The organism is Coleofasciculus sp. F4-SAH-05, from assembly GCF_040222985.1.
In the GTDB taxonomy this organism is placed as follows: domain Bacteria; phylum Cyanobacteriota; class Cyanobacteriia; order Cyanobacteriales; family Coleofasciculaceae; genus Coleofasciculus; species Coleofasciculus chthonoplastes.
Genome location: NZ_JAVKBY010000066.1, coordinates 1 through 15,946 on the forward strand (window position 1 = coordinate 1; position 15,946 = coordinate 15,946).

Genomic DNA, 15,946 nt, shown 5'->3' on the forward strand with positions numbered 1-15,946 from the left:
CACCTCGGCTTCGCTCGGTGTTGACCCTCAACAGGGAAGCGGCAGGGCACTAAAAACAAGCGCTTGAAGAAACTTATACCGTTGAGTTTTGCCTAGGTTTGTTTACTTGTGAGCAGATATGACTAGGTTTTTGGAAGCGGCGAAAGAGGATAAGTTGTTGAAAAACACCCTTTTATCCAAATTTACCTTGTTCTTTTAGGGCTTGTCGAATTCTTAACTGAGCTTCCTGATCATTAGGATAACGGACAATTGCCTCTCGCCAAACGCTGAGGGCTTCATCCAATTGACCCTGTTGTCTCAACGCATCCCCTAAATACCAATAGGCTTGCGGCTTTTTAATATTAAGGCGAATCGCTTCCTGATACTCGTCTATAGCCGCCTGCCAATTTTCTTGTATCATCCAGCTATTGGCTAGATTTAAACGTAAAATAGCCTTGTCAGGAGACTGTTGACTCAACCTCTGATACGACTCAATTAGCGTATCGAGTCGATTAATGTTGGATAGCATTAAACCGACATTAAACGGAATATCTGTATTCTGCGGATGGCGTTGGATTAACTCTTGAATAACAGGCATTGCTTGATCAGGTTTTCCTTGTTCAATCAAAGCTTGGGCTAACTTGACATACCCATCCACAGTTTTCGGCGATCTCGCGTTCAGATCACGGAAGACAGCTACCGCTTCATCCCATTTCTGTTGTGCCAGGAGTGTATTACCCAACAATAAGCGCACCATATCATTACTGCGTTGTCGCTGGATAACTTGACGAAACACCGTTTCCGCTTCGGGGTAATCCTGTTGCTGATAAAGGGCAATACCCTTTTGAAACAACGACGCGATCGCGATCGTCTTACCAATCAAAAAAATAACAGTTACTAAACCGACACTAACGACTGTAGCCGCTATCCAACTTAAATTAAACACAGATTAGACAGATTAATTGAATAACACAAACACAAAACTAACGATTGCTTAACACAGATTGGCACAGAAAACTAAATAATCCCCCCACAATCGAATCATCGTCTGTTGACTGAGAAATAACCTCTCACCTCTGCACCCCAACCTCTCCCCTAAATCTGTGTCATCAGTGTAACTAACCTCTCACCTCCCACCCCAATCTCTCCCCTAAATCCGTGAAATCAGTGTTTCAGGTTAACAAACAAGCGGCGGGAAACATCAGATATTCCAAAAAGAAGAGTTTCCAGATAAATTGATAGAAACTCGCGATCGCGACTTTATCCTGCAAATCTACATCCTGACTACGCCACCAAACCAAAACTAAAGCCGCCAAGTGTGTTATCCCCAAGACAAGTGGGTTAACCACGTCAAACAGTAGCACTCCACCGAGAATCATACCCAAATAGCAGAGGATAATAATCCATCGGGTGATATTAAACACTGCTGGCTTACCCAGTCGAATCGTGAACGTGGTGATATTGTATAACTTATCTCCATCAATATCCGGGACATCCTTAAAAAGCGCGATCGCGACGGTAAACACCAAAACAAATAACGTCAATCCCCACACCGCAGGCGTTGGCGTCATCGCTTCACCCTGTTGCCATACCCAGCTAAAATGCAAGAATAGTCCTAAATTGACCACAGCACCCCGCACTGAGAAGATACAAAGTGCTGCCCAAAAGGGAAACCGCTTCAATCGGATGGGTGGCAAGGAATACGCCGTACCAATGGCTAAACTGACGCTAACCATGAGAAATAACCACCCTCCCAGTATCCGGGCTAACAACAGCGCCGAGAGTCCAGTTACGGCAATAATCAGTTTACCTTGTCTTCTGGAAAACTCCCCCGCTGCGATGGGAAGATGAGGTTTATTAATCTGGTCAATTTCCACATCTTCGAGTTGATTGAGTCCCACAATGTAGATATTACCGCAGCAGCAGGATATCCAGGTACCCAGGAGTTGAGTTAAATTGACTCGTGCGATCGCACCATCGGTAATCGCTAAGGCAATCACATACAATGCCAATACACTTAGGGTAGTACCGATGATCGTATGAGGGCGAGAAAACTTCCACAAGGCATAAAACCAGCCTGTGGGTTGCTTAAGCGGGTTGAGAGGGGCAGAAGTCAAGGTTGATGGAGAAATTTGGCTCATTCTAGAGTGTAATAGGCTTTCCCATTCGATTTTACTCTCTTGAAGGACATCGAAACATCAATCTACACTCGTGTACTCTTTTCTTGCCTGTGAAATTTACCCAACAAATAACAAAAGGAAAGTATGGCACGAGGCGATCTAATTTACGCTTATCGAGAATTGTTCAACCGACAAGGCGTCTACAAACATTATGGGATTGACTGTGGCGACGGTACGGTTATCCACTACCGCAAACCCAGTGAAACCATTGAACGCACTTCTTTACCGACATTTGCTAGAGGTGGAAAAATCTATGTCAAACAGTATCCCACTCATTTTATTCCGGATGTAGTCATTCGCCGCGCTGAAAGTCGTTTAGGGGAACGAAACTATAACTTGCTATCCAACAACTGCGAACACTTTGCCGTCTGGTGTAAAACTGGCGTGAGTGAAAGTCCGCAAATTCAAAATTTTATTCCCATAATGACTCAGATGAATACTGAGAATTTATACGAACCGATTAAACGAGCGCTACAAGAGAAAGATCCGGACAAAGCCAATCGGTTATTAACGAAAGCCCTAGCCGAGATTAAAGGTGTTTGGAATACGCTGCAACCGCAGTACAATCAAGATGTCCGAGAGATAAGCGCTTGGCAGAAAGTCGCCATTCAAGCGCTAAAACAAAACCGGGAAGACTTAGCGCGGGCGGCAATTATTCGCAAGAAAGACTATGAGAAACGGGCGCAGGAGAATAAAGAAAAGTTAGATCAGCTTGCTCAAATGACGGAAACCCTGATCCGCAATCGGCTGAATGTGAAATAGATTTTGTCTTACTTTTACTCTTACTTTTACAAAGAGCTATCAACTAAGACTATGGCACCCATTGAATTAGTCTTGGTAATTTTCAAAAAAGTAACCTCACGCTTAGCTATATCATCAGGCAATACGATAGAATTGGTTTAACGACGAGAAGATAACGCCATCACAATCCGCAGCAAATACCAGAATATTAATGCAACTGACGCAAATAATTTATTCTACGGCTTTAGGCGATCGCACTCGATAGATCTTGCCAGCGCTGATGCCACAATTGCTGCATCTTTTGGATAATCTCAGGTAAATCCTGAAACTCCTGACTTTGTTGATTGATTTCCCCGGCTAATCCCTGAAGTCGGTTAAACTCTCGGCAACAGTAGAGTACCCGTTTCCAAGCCCCATACCAATCCTGTCCGGCTTCCTGATGGGCGCGAATGGGTTTGCTGCGTTCTTCCTCGTTTCTCAAGTATTCAGCCTGTTTTGCCCACGCCTGACGCCAGGGTTGCACGGCTTCCGGTTGGTCATGCTGATCATACCAGTCGCGTTCACGGCGGAGAATTTTCCCTAATTCATCCAACTGGGAACGAGAGGTACAGCGCCCAATCGCTGCTAATCCTGCCTCAATCCACAGGGGCAAGTTGCGATAACTGACAAAGATAGCACGGGATTCCACTAGCTTGACCCAGATTTGGTGTTGCCAGCATTCGACGCGATCGATTTGCTGGAGGGGAATGTTAAGAAATGTAGCGACTTGGTGACGTACTTCGTCGAGGGAAAATTGGTGCGGATCAATTATTCCAGCCGTGATTAAGTTACGAGACATGGTAAATCACTCCTAATTTGGGCATGAGCGGTAGCGTTGGCTTGATTTAGGACAGTTGATGTTGGATTTCTGGCGATATCGGCTTTTTTGCCGGAAAAACGCCCAAATCCTCAACCCTAAATCGATTGACCCAAAATCTTAGCCACCCCGTATAAGTTGCCTTAAGAAGTCGGAGTGGCTAGAGGAGTGTTAGTATTTCTTCTAGCTTCCAGACTGGTCTTGCAGTTTGGGGGTTAGCTGCTCAGAGCTGCGCGAACAGCTTTGAGTGGCGCTAAGAGTTTTCGGTTTAATTTGGATTATTTTAGCAGATTGAAGGATGGATGCCCTAGAGTCAAGGCTTTGTTACAAAAGTTAAATTTTATTCGACCTTATCTCATCCCTACCGCCGAGGGTGTTAATATAAGCATGTTAAAGAAGTTTAAGTAATTCTCTAGATAAAATAGTTAATATAGCTTCGGTCAATGAGGCAGGAAAATGCTTAACGAAATTAGCTCTGAACTGGAAAAGGAAAAGTTGAAGGAAGCTGCGCTTGATATGAGTAGTATTAAGCAAATCTTGGAAAGCCGTTTGACTTCTAATTCTTTCCAGGATGAGATATCTGAATTTTTTCGAGAAGTCGCCGCCCTTAAAGGTCAAAGTGTTCACGATACCCTAAATCAGATGGTTACGGGAACACAAAAATATTTGGAAGCCGTTAATACGCCTATTGAATTTAAAAATGGTCTGCCTACAGATATAGATAAGTTTGTAGACAAGCTAGAAAATATTTCTATAGGGATAGAAGCTTGCTGGGATTTATTTTCACCAGAAAGCCGTCAATTTTTTATTGACATAGCTAATTATTCTTGTGAGGCTGCCTCTAAGTTGCAAGGGTGGACAGGTCTACTGATTAAATTAAGATTATTTTTACCTTCTATTTTCCGCCAAGAAAATTTATTTAAAAAATACAAAGATTCTTTCCTGTTGATCCCCAAAGCTGTAAAGAGGGCAATAGAACTGCGAGAATCAAAGCGTACTACACAACTTGAAGCTACTGCAAAATTTTTACTGGAACAGGCAAGAGAAATCAGCAAAAAGCAACAGTATTTATTGCCCTATTTAAAACATTTAGGGCGTAATACCGAAGAACAAATAGAAAAAAATCAAGCAGCAATGGCTTGGGCAAAAGCCAGAATGGAAGAGATTGAACGTAAACGCAATCAACGTAATTCATAAGGTGAAAGTTTTATTAGACTCCGGAGTGCTTGCATTACTTGTTAGTCCGATTCAGGATATGTCAGAAGCAAAAGAAAATGAAATATATCAATGTACAGAATGGTTCTATTCTCTTTTATCTAAAGGGGTTTTTATATTAGCTTCAGAAATTTCTGATTATGAGGTTAGGCGAGAGTTGATCCGGATAAAAAGTGAGGGAATAAAACGTTTAAATGAATTCAGAGACACAGAGTTGATTGACTTTCTACCGCTTGATACGAATATAATGCAAAAAGCTGCCTATTTTTGGGCTGATGCACGGCAAAATCATATACCTACATCAGATGATAAAAATATTGATGCAGATATGATTATTTCAGCTCAATGGAGTATATTAAGCGAAGCCTATCCTGGTCAAGCTGTCTTTATAGCCACAAAAAATATTCGTCATCTTAAGATATTTGCTAAAGAATATGCTATGGAATGGATTAACATTAAAATTTAATTGCCTAAATTTTAATCTCTAAATAAAGAAAGTTGGTTATCGGGAGGCATTGGTATAACTTGTATCACTCTCTGGAGTGTATATTTTGTAGATATAAACTCGCAGTTATTGTCATATTGTGTTACAATCTCTACTCGTGCTTTTACTGCATCCCCTGGTGCTATAAATACTTCTCTTTTTTTAAATCTTTTTAACCACTCTAAATCATTCATTTTTGCCTCAATCAATTTATTATCATGTTTAAATTGCCATTTAGAGTCACCTAAATAATCTGGTTTTTTAACTTTCAAAATCATTTCTATTTCAGATGTAGTAGTATCTCCAACTAATAAATTTTCCCTAGATTCTGGAGAAATACTAAAATTGCGATTAACGGGCAAGTTTGAGGAAGGAGTTAGGTAATACAGTTTATCAGCTTCTTGAAGTTCAGATAAAGCTCCTTGAAATGTGTCTATGCTTAACAATAAATCTTTATCATTAGGAGGGGTATAAATACCTAGTTGGTTAACCTTAGTATTTCTTGCCAAAGATTGAAATTTATTTTTTAAAATCTCTAATTCAGAAGGTTCATTTATAGTAGTTCGTTCATTTATAAAATTTATTATCGAAGCTTTGAAATTAACTAGATAATAGCTAACTAGCCTTAAGTCTAAATTTTCTAAAAAATTATCACTAGCTGCTTTAAAACTGTTTTTGAGCCATACAATAATGGAGCCTTGCTGGATATTGTCTAATAGAATATCAGGTTCAATATCTATATCAAGAGTTTTGATTAAAATTTTATCTGTGATTTGACAAAAATCTATGAGCTGTGAAAAAGCGCGGAAGACTCTTTGAGGATCTTCTGTATCCCTAACAAAGTCTATTTTAAAACCAAAATCTGCCCTATCGGATGAGAAAACCAAAATTTTAACCCAATATACAAAACTTTCAGAACTACTTAAAGTTAATTGTAGAACATAAAAGCTAGCTAAATGATCACAATTAGGTTAAACGACGCTATTCAGTCAGGGCGGGTTTGAACAAATGTTATCATCAATAGCGCAATGAAATTCCATAAACCCGCCCCTACATGGGTAAACAATTAGGAAAAATTAATCCCGCCACAAGGCAATTCCGCCTAATAATCCGTTGATATTGGGGACAATTTTGACATTCGCTGGTAAGTCGAAGGTGATTTTTTTTGCTTCTCCGCCACCAATATAAAGATAATCGTAATTAAATAACTCGGCTAGCGTCGCGATCGCACGTTGTAAACGATTGTTCCATTTCTTCTCTCCCTTCTTGTCTAACGCCGCCCGCCCTAACTGTTTTTCGTAGGTGTCTCCGTTACGAAAGGGGTGATGCGCCATCTCTAAATTGGGGACGAGTTTACCATCGATAAATAAGGCTGAACCAAATCCTGTTCCTAGGGTAATCATTAATTCCACGCCTTTACCCTGAATTGTGGCTAATCCCTGCATATCTGCATCGTTAGCCACCCGCACCGGCTTTTTCAAGGCTTTAGACAGGGTAGTGGCGAGATCAAATCCTTGCCAAGCCGGATCTAAATTCACCGCCGTTTTCACGACTCCAGCCATAACTACGCCAGGAAAACCCACAGATACGCGATCGCACTCTCCTTGGGCGGCGGCTAATTCTGCGATCGCGTCAATGACAGCATCCGGTTTGGCAGGTTGGGGTGTGGTGACTCGATGGCGTTCAGTGATTGGAGTGCCCGCCTGATCTAAAATGATCGCCTTAATTCCACTTCCACCAATATCTACGCATATAGTACGGCTGGATTCATCTGCTTGCGCCATCGGATTTTGATCCTCCTGTTTCAGATAAAAAAATAGGAAACGGCTACAACGTTTTGATTGTGTAGGGGCGGGTTTAGGGACTAACTTTGATTCTTTTCCCTAGCTTAGCTGCAAAACCCGCCCTTTGTTTGAGTTTTGAATGTGTAGGGGCGGGTTTAGGGACTAACTTTGATTGTTGTTCTTAGCTTAGCTACAAAACCCGCCCTCTCCTCTGTTCGTTCAAAAGCCAAACTTGGGCTAGGGCGGGTTTAGTTACATCTGGATGAGGGAATAAACGATAATAGTCAAACCCGCCCCTACACACAATTTACAACGGTTCAGATTAGATGATTTTTGCCCGCGCCCGTTCTGAACGTGCCTCAGCACTTTCCATCACATCTGCCATTTTATGCACCATTTCTCCGGGATAGTTTTCTAACACTTTTGTCGAGAGAGAAACGCGATTCGTCCCTTCATCTAAGTCAATCACGATCGCTTTAATTGATTTACCCACTTCAAACATATCGGTCAATGATTCCACCATGTTTTGGCTGACTTGCTTGATATGCAACAAGCCAGTAATCCCTTCTAATTCGACAAACACACCAAAAGGTCTGATATTGGAGACAGTACCTTCTACTAACTGTCCAACCTCTAGCATCAAGAAACTTGCAGCGCGAGTGGCTTCCCGTTGGGAAAAGACTAACTTGCTGCGATCGCGATCGGCTTCCAGGATGCTTACGGTTAAACTTTGACCAATCAACGACTCTAAATTCCCCCGTTGATTCAGGTGCGATCGCGGAATAAATCCTCGCAATCCCTGCCAATCTACAGTCACACCGCCTTTATTCACGCCAGTCACCTGCACCTGTAGCGACTTGCCACTGTCTTGTATTTGCACCAGTTGATCCCAAATCTTATTGATTTCCAACTGACGCCGTGATAGAGTGATCTGACCTTCAGCATTCTGTTCCCGAATAATCAGAAACTCCAACTCTTCCTGCAAAGGCAGCACCTCTGACCAATCTTCTACGGGTGCCACTGACACTTCCTCTCCTGGAACATAAGCCAGGGATTTCCCGCCAATATCGACATAAACGCCATCTACGTCGTAGCTATGCACTTTGCCTCGCACCACCTGCCCTTGGCTAAATTCGTAGTCATACTCTTCTAGGGCTTTGGCAAAATCTTCCATGGAAAAGGCAGTTTTGCTGGTTTGAGAACGGGTTGATTCTGAAGTCATGAGTATTAAGTGTTGAAAAAATCGATGTATCATTTATCATTTGTCATTAGGGATTATTGATGACAAATAATCGATGACGAATAACTACAGTTCCTGCTGAAATAGCGTCTTCACTTTTTCCCAAGCATCTTTTGCCGCTTGTGGGTTATAGCTGGCACGTTGATCGCAGAAAAATCCGTGATCAGCGCCCTCATAGCGAAAGATATGGTGGGAAATTTGCTGCTTTTTCAGTTCAGCTTCAATCTGGTTAACTTGTTCAGCCGGGATGCTAGCATCGTCCAAGCCAAAGAAGAGATGGATGGTTCCCCTAATATCCTGGGTGTGGGTAATCGTTGGTTCATTTCCTCCTGGCGTCATCGTGGCAATTCCTGCACCATAGAAGGAGGCTGTGGCTTTAATGTCGGGTAAGGTTGCCGCTAGATAGGCGACATGACCCCCAAAACAGAAGCCGATACAGCCGATCGCATTCGATTTAACTGGTGTTTGTCCCCGTAAGTAATCAATCGCCCCTTGGATGTCACCCAGCAGTTCCTCCGCCTTAGTTTGCGCCTTATACTCCTTACCGATTTTCAGGTCAGCTTCTGTGTATCCCGTTTCAAAACCGGGGGATTGGCGTTGATAGAGGGCGGGTGCGATCGCGACGTATCCCTCTTGGGCAATCCGCTGAGTCACATCTCGGATATGGTCATTCACCCCAAAAATTTCCTGCAACACGACCACCCCTGGTAAAGACTCCTCTCCCACGGGCATCACCAAATAAGCGTCTATTTGTAGAGAGCCGTTTGTAATCTTAACCCAATCGCTTTTGATTTCTCTAGCCGTCATAATTCAGGTTCACGCTATGTTCGTCGATCTATCGCAGTCCTCGCTGCTATGGCTTTTGACCTTCTGGTCAACGGTCAAACTTCTGCTTAATTGTAACGCTCACGTCCCCCCAATTCAGCAAATCATTTACGGATTATTATAATTCTATTGGTTTACTTATTATTTTTCAAGGATTTATTGTCTATTTCTGGGGGTGAGCCGACCCTTTAATGATTTGGACAAACATGAATAGAATTTTAGTTGTCAATCTGCTGATTTAAACCAAAAAACTCTGTTGAAATTTGTCATCTGATTAAACCCTGACAAAGGACGAATGACAATCTGCACCGTTAACTTTAATTGTGTCCACCTACTTAACAGATTACCTGTTTTGTTTTTGCTCAGGATCGGCAATTTAAATACACACGAGCTTAGTCAAGAGGGTATTCTGGTATAGACCGCCAAATGATACATCAGATTAAGAAAATCCCACTTGTTTTAAAGTTTAGCTATGATACATGCTTAGAGAAATGCCTAGGTCAGGACTAGAGGGTCAGCCACCCACCATCCGATCTTCAACTGTACGTTATACTCTTGTGTTTATTGAAGAGCAAGTGCTTGGGAGACTTTATAATGGTTCAGCATCATATCCAGCCCGATAGCGAAATCCCTGCTTCAAAGCAGCTATTTGACCAAATTCAGTTTGCGATCGCCTCTCGCCAATATCCGCCGGGACATAAATTGCCCAGTACCCGTCAGTTAGCCATGGAGACGGGGTTGCATCGGAATACAATTAGTAAAGTATACCGCCAGTTAGAAGAAACAGGACTGGTTGAATCCATGGCCGGATCAGGGATTTATGTGAAAGCCCAGGGTCATGAAGGTGGAACTCAACGTCAATCTCCGATTCTCCAGCAATATCCACAAGCATCTGGTATTGTTCAGCAGAGTCTAGACGAATTACTTTCTCAAGGGTGTTCCCTCAATGAAGCCCGCGAACTCTTTTTAGCCGAAATTGACTGGCGGTTGCGCTGTAGTGCTAGAGTGCTTGTTACCGTAGAGTCACGAGATATGGGCGCAGGGGAGTTAATGGTGCAGGAATTAGAATCCGCCCTGGGAATTCCCGTTCAGTTAGTCCCCTTAGAAGAATTAGAACAAACCCTAGAACGCACCAATTCCGGTACAGTCGTCACCAGCCGCTATTTTATCCAAAAAGCCGAAGCGATCGCAGCGCCGAAATCCGTGCGGGTTATTCCTGTGGATATCCACGACTATGGACAAGAAATCGAAATTGTTAAAAGTCTCCCCAAAGATAGCTGTCTGGGCTGTGTCAGTCTGAGTGGGGGTATTCTACGGATTGTAGATGTGATTATCCACAGTTTGCGTGGGGATGATTTACTCCTGATTACGGCTCAGGTTAATGATAAATATAAACTTAATGCCTTAGTCCGTAGTGCGCGAACAATTATTAGCGATCAAGCCAGTTATGATACCGTTAAACGCGCAATTCTAGACGCCAGGGATGATCTGATCCGTCCGCCTAAGCTGGTTTGCAGTGAAAATTATATTGGTACAAAATCGATTAATTTACTCAAACGTGAGTTGGGTTTAGGGTAATTAGAGGTTGCTGAATAAGGATTGTGGTGAGGATAGGGAACTCTTAACATGGAACGGTTGTAGTAGTGCGAGAGTCTCTCTCGCTATTATGAGCTTCTCGCTCGCTATTTTGAGCTTCTCGCTCGCTATTTTGAGCGTCTCGCTCGCTATTTTGTATGTTTTTATCTATCGAGTTATCTCATTGCCATGCCTAAGTTTACCTTTGCCGCTATCTCTCTAGACGATCTAAAATCCTTCATTCACCTCCATGAAGGATTCATCGGTAACTATGAATGGAACCAAACTGATTCTATTGTCCTAACCGAGCATGAACAGCAGCGAGTCACAGAGGTAAGTGCCTATTTACTCAACCATGACACAACCCTGATGAATGAAGCAACAGTCTGGGGCAAGGCAATTTTTCCATTGCTGATCCTAGCTGAACAAAATAATATCGAAGCTTGGGCAGAGGTAACGCTCAAAGCACAATACAAAACCTTTGAGTTAGAAGGTGTAGCGGATGGTGTACTGGGCAAAAGTGCGATCGGTCGAATTGAAGCGCCTTATCTTGTTGTTTTAGAAGCCAAAAAAGGTCTTGATGCCCAAAACCCTGTTTATCAGCTTTATGGTCAACTCTTGGCAGCTGCCCATTTAAATTGGCAACTTAATGGTAACGATCGCCAGGAACTGTTTGGTTGCTATACGATTGGCGATACTTGGAAGTTTATCAGGGCAGAGGTTTCAGAGATTACCAGCGATCGCCCCGTTCTTAAAACTGAATCCTCTCGCGAATACGTTGAAAAACTAGAAGCAGAAACAATTCTCAAGCTACTCAAAAGTATCGTGCAGCGTTAAATGTAATACCATGCTTAAGAAAATTGGCGATCGCACTGTGCGTCAGAATGAATCGCCTTTCCGGGAGAGAACAATAACCCGCCCTTAAGCTGTTCGGCATTCAAACCTTAATGTCAACAATGACGAAATCCTTGTAGTGCGTTAAGCGAAGCCATGCCGCAGGCTTTGCATCTTGCTCGCTACTAATACGCAATTTAAATGCATGACAGCTTACACACTCAAAATTTAAAAAACTCCACCTTTTAACTTAGATGGAGTCCGAATGCGTGTAAACTAAATGAAGCGGAAATTATAGAACACGGAAGATAAAGGGATAGCGGAAAGACTGATCAGGATTATTCAACACTTTCACAATCCCGATAATGGGCATAACGACATTCACGATACCCAAAAGACCCAGTAGGGGCCAACCAATAAGCACAATCGTCAAGATGCCAAAGATTAATCCGTAGAGCCAAAGGTTAAGGTGAAAATTCAGCGATTCTGTCGCGTTTTCTTTGACCACTGGGTCATCAGACACTAACAAAACGGCAATCGGAATACCGATAGATACCAACGCCGCACTAATAAAAATTGATCCATGACAGAGGGCAGATAAAAGCTTGCGTTTGTCGCTATCATACGTCATGCGACAGTCCTCCTTCCCCTCAAGGGAAACTAACTTTTCATTCTGACTGTAGCAGGTTCCCTGAACAATACAGGTCGTGAATTCCGTCCTATACAGGGGGGATATTCCTCTCAATCACACCTTTAATTTGCATACCTCTACACGCCACAGCCTACACCCTCCTTAAGCCGTCAAGCTAACCTCTGGTTTGGGTTCAGGTTGCTGTTGGTGCTGCTGAATCGGAATCTTGATCGCGAATTCTGCGCCTTGTCCTGGTGCGGATCGACAGTTCAGCTGACCCTGATGTCTATCGACGACGATTTGATAGCTAATGGATAGTCCTAATCCGGTTCCTTTACCTACAGGTTTGGTGGTAAAGAAAGGGTCAAAGAGATGACTCTGAGTTTTCTCAGTCATTCCTGGACCATTATCGATAATTCGGATCGCAACTTGGTTAGGTTCGATCGCTTCAGTCTGAACCCGAATTGTGGGATGATTTTGTCCATTATTTCCATTATCGGCTGTTCTTGATTCCTCTAACGCATCGATCGCGTTACTCAATAGATTCATAAACACCTGATTGAGTTGTCCCACGTAGCATTCTACTTTGGGTAAATCTCCATACTCTTTGACAATTTGAATTTCCGCATATCCCGGTTTTGCTTTGAGTTGATTTTGCAGAATCAGCAACGTATCTTCTAAACCTTCATGCAAATCTACCGCCTTTACTTCCGCTTGATCCATCCGGGCAAAGTTACGCAACGACAGCACAATCTGACGAATCCGCTTGGTTCCCACTTCCATTGATTCGAGTAGGTTAGGTAAGTCGTCTCGCAGAAATGCTAAATCCATCTGTTCCGCCGTCGTTTGAATTTCCGGGGCGGGTTGGGGATAGTGCTTATTGTAGAGGGAAATTAACTTCAGTAAATCTTGAGCATAATTTTTGGCATGCACCAGATTCCCGAAAATAAAATTAACTGGATTATTAATTTCATGGGCTAACCCGGCGACGATTTGTCCCAAACTCGACATTTTCTCCGTATGCACCAATTGGGCTTGGGCATGTTTTAAGTCACGCAACGCCTGTTCTAAGAGGGTCGCTTTTTGCTGAATTTCATCCTGCGATCGCCTGAGGGCAACTTCGGTTTGTTGACGTTCCTGAATTTCGGCTTCTAAACGCTGGTTGGCGGCTTCGAGTTCCACCGCACTGGCAACATCAAAGGCTTTGGGCATTAATGGGATTAATTCTAGGGCAGTATAAACGGAAATTAACGCCGTAATCGCTTTGATTAATCCAAATAGCCAATAATCGGGATGCCAAATCGTCCAAATTGCCATAGCATGGGTTATACCGCAGGCAATGATAAAGGCGGCAAACATGAGAAAGACACGGGAAAACGGCAAATCCTGTCGTTGGCAAACAAAATAGATTAAGGTTAGGGGAATTGAAGCATAAGCTAGGGCAATGAAGGCATCGGATAACAGATGTAGCCAGACTAAACCGGGCTTCCACAGGTAGCAGTTGCCATGAGGCATGAAAAGTGGGGCAGTCAAACTGTGCGTGATCAACGACTGCATAATGTCTCCTTCTAATCAATAATCAGCTCTTATCTAGTAAAATTAAAATGGTTTGAGGGGACTCAATCAGTGATCTGGAAAACCATGAACCATGACTCAGCATACAGTGGAGGCTGTAACCCCCTAGTCAGGAAATAATGATTCATGTTCACTCTGTTAACGTTTGAACCTGAAGGAATTGGATTTACCCAAAAGGCGCTGATTTCAGTATTCCCCAGAATTAGCAGAAATTACACCTTCTAGGGTTATAACCTATAGGGTCAATTTTGATAAAAAAAGCTTGACAATTTATGACTTAAGATATAGAAAATACTAACTCAAGCCAACCGACCCAGGATCTCAACTTCTATAATGGAAGGCTGAGTGTTCCGTAATTAGGCGTTTTGAATGTCCACTGAACTTAAGGCTGAACTGCAAACGGCGGTTGAACACCGACGGAATTTTGCGATTATTTCCCACCCAGACGCGGGGAAAACAACGCTAACCGAGAAGCTGTTGTTATATGGAGGTGCGATTCACGAAGCTGGGTCGGTGAAAGCCCGACGGGCGCAGCGTAAGGCTACGTCGGATTGGATGGCAATGGAACAACAACGGGGAATTTCGATTACTTCAACGGTGTTGCAGTTCGCGTACAAGAATCGCCAGATTAATTTGCTGGACACACCGGGACACCAAGATTTTAGTGAAGATACCTATCGTACATTGGCGGCGGCGGATAATGCGGTGATGCTGGTGGATGCGGCGAAGGGTTTGGAACCACAGACGCGCAAGTTGTTTGAAGTCTGTCGGATGCGATCGCTGCCGATTTTCACGTTTATGAACAAGATGGATCGTCCATCGCGGGAACCCTTGGAACTGTTGGATGAAATTGAGCAGGAGTTAGGGTTACAGACATACCCGGTGAATTGGCCCATTGGCATGGGCGATCGCTTTAAGGGCGTGTTTGACCGCCGTCTCCGGCAAATTCACTTATTTGAACGCACGGCACATGGGAGTAAGGAAGCGGGAGATACGGTAATCGATTTGGGGGATTCCCGGATTGAAAAATTGCTGGATCAAGACCTGTATTATCAGTTGAAAGAAGAGTTAGAACTGATTGAGGGGATTGGACCCGATTTAGATTTAGAGTTGGTGCATAAAGGTCAGATGACACCTGTATTCTTTGGCAGTGCTATGACCAATTTTGGCGTCAAGTTGTTTTTGGATGCGTTTTTAGAGTACGCCATGCAACCGGAAGCCTACAAGTCTACTGAGGGGGAAATGCCACCCACCTATCCCGACTTCAGTGGATTTGTGTTTAAGCTGCAAGCGAATATGGACCCCAAACACCGGGATAGAGTGGCATTTGTCCGGGTTTGTACGGGTCGATTTGACAAGGACATGACCGTGAGTCATGCGCGGACGGGTAAAACGGTACGGTTGTCAAGACCCCAGAAATTATTTGCCCAAGGGAGGGAATCTTTGGATGTGGCATATCCAGGAGATGTGATTGGGTTAAATAATCCGGGGGTGTTTGCGATCGGGGATACGATTTACAATGGCAAGCGTTTGGAGTATGAAGGGATTCCCTGTTTTTCTCCGGAATTATTTGCCTATTTGAAAAATCCCAATCCCTCTAAATTTAAGCAATTCCACAAAGGGGTAACTGAGTTGCGCGAAGAAGGGGCGATACAGATTATGTATTCTGTGGATGAATCCAAGCGCGACCCCATTTTAGCTGCTGTGGGACAGTTGCAATTTGAGGTGGTACAGTTCCGTTTACAGAATGAATATGGCGTAGAAACGCTATTAGATATGTTGCCCTATAGTGTTGCCCGTTGGGTAGCTGGGGGGTGGCAAGCTTTAGAAAAAGCGGGACGGTTGTTTAACACAGCGGTGGTGAAAGATAACTGGGGGCGTCCAGTTTTGCTGTTTAAGAATGAGTGGAATTTACAACAGGTGATTGGGGATCATCCAGAGTTGCAGTTGAATGCCACAGCGCCTGTGGCGTCGGGACAGGAACCTGATTCGTTGTGACCTCTCCCCTAACCCCTCTCCTGCGAGGA

Annotated in this window: 15 protein-coding genes; 6 read left to right on the forward strand and 9 right to left on the reverse strand. The window is 43.4% G+C overall.

The window, feature by feature from the left end:
* Positions 1–172: 172 nt before the first annotated feature.
* On the reverse strand, positions 173–925 hold the full coding sequence (locus RIG27_RS08250; RefSeq protein ID WP_446344121.1) for a tetratricopeptide repeat protein: 753 nt from the start codon (positions 923–925) through the stop codon (positions 173–175).
* A gap of 226 nt (positions 926–1,151) precedes the next feature.
* Positions 1,152–2,120: a homogentisate phytyltransferase gene (locus tag RIG27_RS08255; RefSeq protein WP_446344123.1), complete on the reverse strand. Its 969-nt coding sequence runs from the start codon at positions 2,118–2,120 to the stop codon at positions 1,152–1,154.
* 123 nt (positions 2,121–2,243) lie between these two features.
* Here RIG27_RS08255 and RIG27_RS08260 point away from each other — a divergent pair, with 123 nt between their 5' ends.
* Positions 2,244–2,921 (forward strand): lecithin retinol acyltransferase family protein, encoded by a 678-nt coding sequence (locus tag RIG27_RS08260; protein ID WP_446344125.1) that lies wholly within the window; start codon positions 2,244–2,246, stop codon positions 2,919–2,921.
* A gap of 223 nt (positions 2,922–3,144) precedes the next feature.
* Here the strand turns inward: RIG27_RS08260 and RIG27_RS08265 are convergent, their stop codons facing one another.
* Complete coding sequence (locus tag RIG27_RS08265) at positions 3,145–3,738, reverse strand: hypothetical protein (RefSeq protein ID WP_446344127.1); 594 nt, start codon at positions 3,736–3,738, stop codon at positions 3,145–3,147.
* Between the two features lie 474 nt (positions 3,739–4,212).
* On the opposite strand from RIG27_RS08265, the gene RIG27_RS08270 reads away from it, so the two are divergent.
* Both RIG27_RS08270 and RIG27_RS08275 read left to right on the forward strand, forming a co-directional pair.
* Complete coding sequence (locus RIG27_RS08270) at positions 4,213–4,953, forward strand: hypothetical protein (protein WP_446344129.1); 741 nt, start codon at positions 4,213–4,215, stop codon at positions 4,951–4,953.
* A 1-nt stretch (position 4,954) separates the two neighbouring features.
* Entirely contained in the window at positions 4,955–5,437 is a 483-nt protein-coding gene (locus RIG27_RS08275) for a type II toxin-antitoxin system VapC family toxin (protein WP_446344130.1), read from the forward strand.
* An 11-nt stretch (positions 5,438–5,448) separates the two neighbouring features.
* On the opposite strand, the gene RIG27_RS08280 is transcribed toward RIG27_RS08275, so the two are convergent.
* The 4 genes from RIG27_RS08280 to RIG27_RS08295 form a co-directional block, all read right to left on the reverse strand.
* Positions 5,449–6,342, reverse strand: coding sequence for a hypothetical protein (locus RIG27_RS08280; RefSeq protein WP_446344132.1), 894 nt, complete (start codon positions 6,340–6,342; stop codon positions 5,449–5,451).
* Positions 6,343–6,531: 189 nt separating this feature from the next.
* Positions 6,532–7,239 carry an ROK family protein gene (locus tag RIG27_RS08285; RefSeq protein ID WP_446344134.1) on the reverse strand — a complete coding sequence of 236 codons (708 nt, stop codon included), beginning with the start codon at positions 7,237–7,239 and terminating at the stop codon, positions 6,532–6,534.
* A 322-nt stretch (positions 7,240–7,561) separates the two neighbouring features.
* On the reverse strand, positions 7,562–8,461 hold the full coding sequence (locus RIG27_RS08290; RefSeq protein ID WP_446344136.1) for a S1 RNA-binding domain-containing protein: 900 nt from the start codon (positions 8,459–8,461) through the stop codon (positions 7,562–7,564).
* Positions 8,462–8,545: 84 nt separating this feature from the next.
* Entirely contained in the window at positions 8,546–9,286 is a 741-nt protein-coding gene (locus RIG27_RS08295) for a dienelactone hydrolase family protein (protein WP_446344138.1), read from the reverse strand.
* A 612-nt stretch (positions 9,287–9,898) separates the two neighbouring features.
* Here RIG27_RS08295 and RIG27_RS08300 point away from each other — a divergent pair.
* Positions 9,899–10,882: a GntR family transcriptional regulator gene (locus RIG27_RS08300; protein WP_446344140.1), complete on the forward strand. Its 984-nt coding sequence runs from the start codon at positions 9,899–9,901 to the stop codon at positions 10,880–10,882.
* Between the two features lie 186 nt (positions 10,883–11,068).
* Positions 11,069–11,716 (forward strand): hypothetical protein, encoded by a 648-nt coding sequence (locus tag RIG27_RS08305; RefSeq protein ID WP_446344142.1) that lies wholly within the window; start codon positions 11,069–11,071, stop codon positions 11,714–11,716.
* Between the two features lie 289 nt (positions 11,717–12,005).
* Here RIG27_RS08305 and RIG27_RS08310 read toward each other — a convergent pair whose 3' ends face one another.
* Entirely contained in the window at positions 12,006–12,344 is a 339-nt protein-coding gene (locus RIG27_RS08310; protein WP_446344144.1) for a DUF4870 domain-containing protein, read from the reverse strand.
* Between the two features lie 162 nt (positions 12,345–12,506).
* A complete protein-coding gene (locus RIG27_RS08315) occupies positions 12,507–13,901 on the reverse strand; it encodes a sensor histidine kinase (RefSeq protein ID WP_446344146.1) in 1,395 nt (464 codons plus the stop codon).
* A 387-nt stretch (positions 13,902–14,288) separates the two neighbouring features.
* On the opposite strand from RIG27_RS08315, the gene prfC reads away from it, so the two are divergent.
* Entirely contained in the window at positions 14,289–15,917 is a 1,629-nt protein-coding gene (prfC, locus tag RIG27_RS08320; RefSeq protein ID WP_446344148.1) for a peptide chain release factor 3, read from the forward strand.
* Positions 15,918–15,946: the final 29 nt, after the last annotated feature.

What these genes read in the sequence shown, in the direction of transcription:
- RIG27_RS08255 (WP_446344123.1), bottom strand. Translation starts at nt 2,120, where the DNA reads ATGAGCCAAATTTCTCCATCAACCTTGACTTCTGCCCCTCTCAACCCG.
- RIG27_RS08295 (WP_446344138.1), bottom strand. Translation starts at nt 9,286, where the DNA reads ATGACGGCTAGAGAAATCAAAAGCGATTGGGTTAAGATTACAAACGGC.
- RIG27_RS08270 (WP_446344129.1), top strand. Translation starts at nt 4,213, where the DNA reads ATGCTTAACGAAATTAGCTCTGAACTGGAAAAGGAAAAGTTGAAGGAA.
- prfC (WP_446344148.1), top strand. Translation starts at nt 14,289, where the DNA reads ATGTCCACTGAACTTAAGGCTGAACTGCAAACGGCGGTTGAACACCGA.
- RIG27_RS08290 (WP_446344136.1), bottom strand. Translation starts at nt 8,461, where the DNA reads ATGACTTCAGAATCAACCCGTTCTCAAACCAGCAAAACTGCCTTTTCC.
- RIG27_RS08315 (WP_446344146.1), bottom strand. Translation starts at nt 13,901, where the DNA reads ATGCAGTCGTTGATCACGCACAGTTTGACTGCCCCACTTTTCATGCCT.
- RIG27_RS08265 (WP_446344127.1), bottom strand. Translation starts at nt 3,738, where the DNA reads ATGTCTCGTAACTTAATCACGGCTGGAATAATTGATCCGCACCAATTT.
- RIG27_RS08285 (WP_446344134.1), bottom strand. Translation starts at nt 7,239, where the DNA reads ATGGCGCAAGCAGATGAATCCAGCCGTACTATATGCGTAGATATTGGT.
- RIG27_RS08300 (WP_446344140.1), top strand. Translation starts at nt 9,899, where the DNA reads ATGGTTCAGCATCATATCCAGCCCGATAGCGAAATCCCTGCTTCAAAG.
- RIG27_RS08305 (WP_446344142.1), top strand. Translation starts at nt 11,069, where the DNA reads ATGCCTAAGTTTACCTTTGCCGCTATCTCTCTAGACGATCTAAAATCC.
- RIG27_RS08310 (WP_446344144.1), bottom strand. Translation starts at nt 12,344, where the DNA reads ATGACGTATGATAGCGACAAACGCAAGCTTTTATCTGCCCTCTGTCAT.
- RIG27_RS08260 (WP_446344125.1), top strand. Translation starts at nt 2,244, where the DNA reads ATGGCACGAGGCGATCTAATTTACGCTTATCGAGAATTGTTCAACCGA.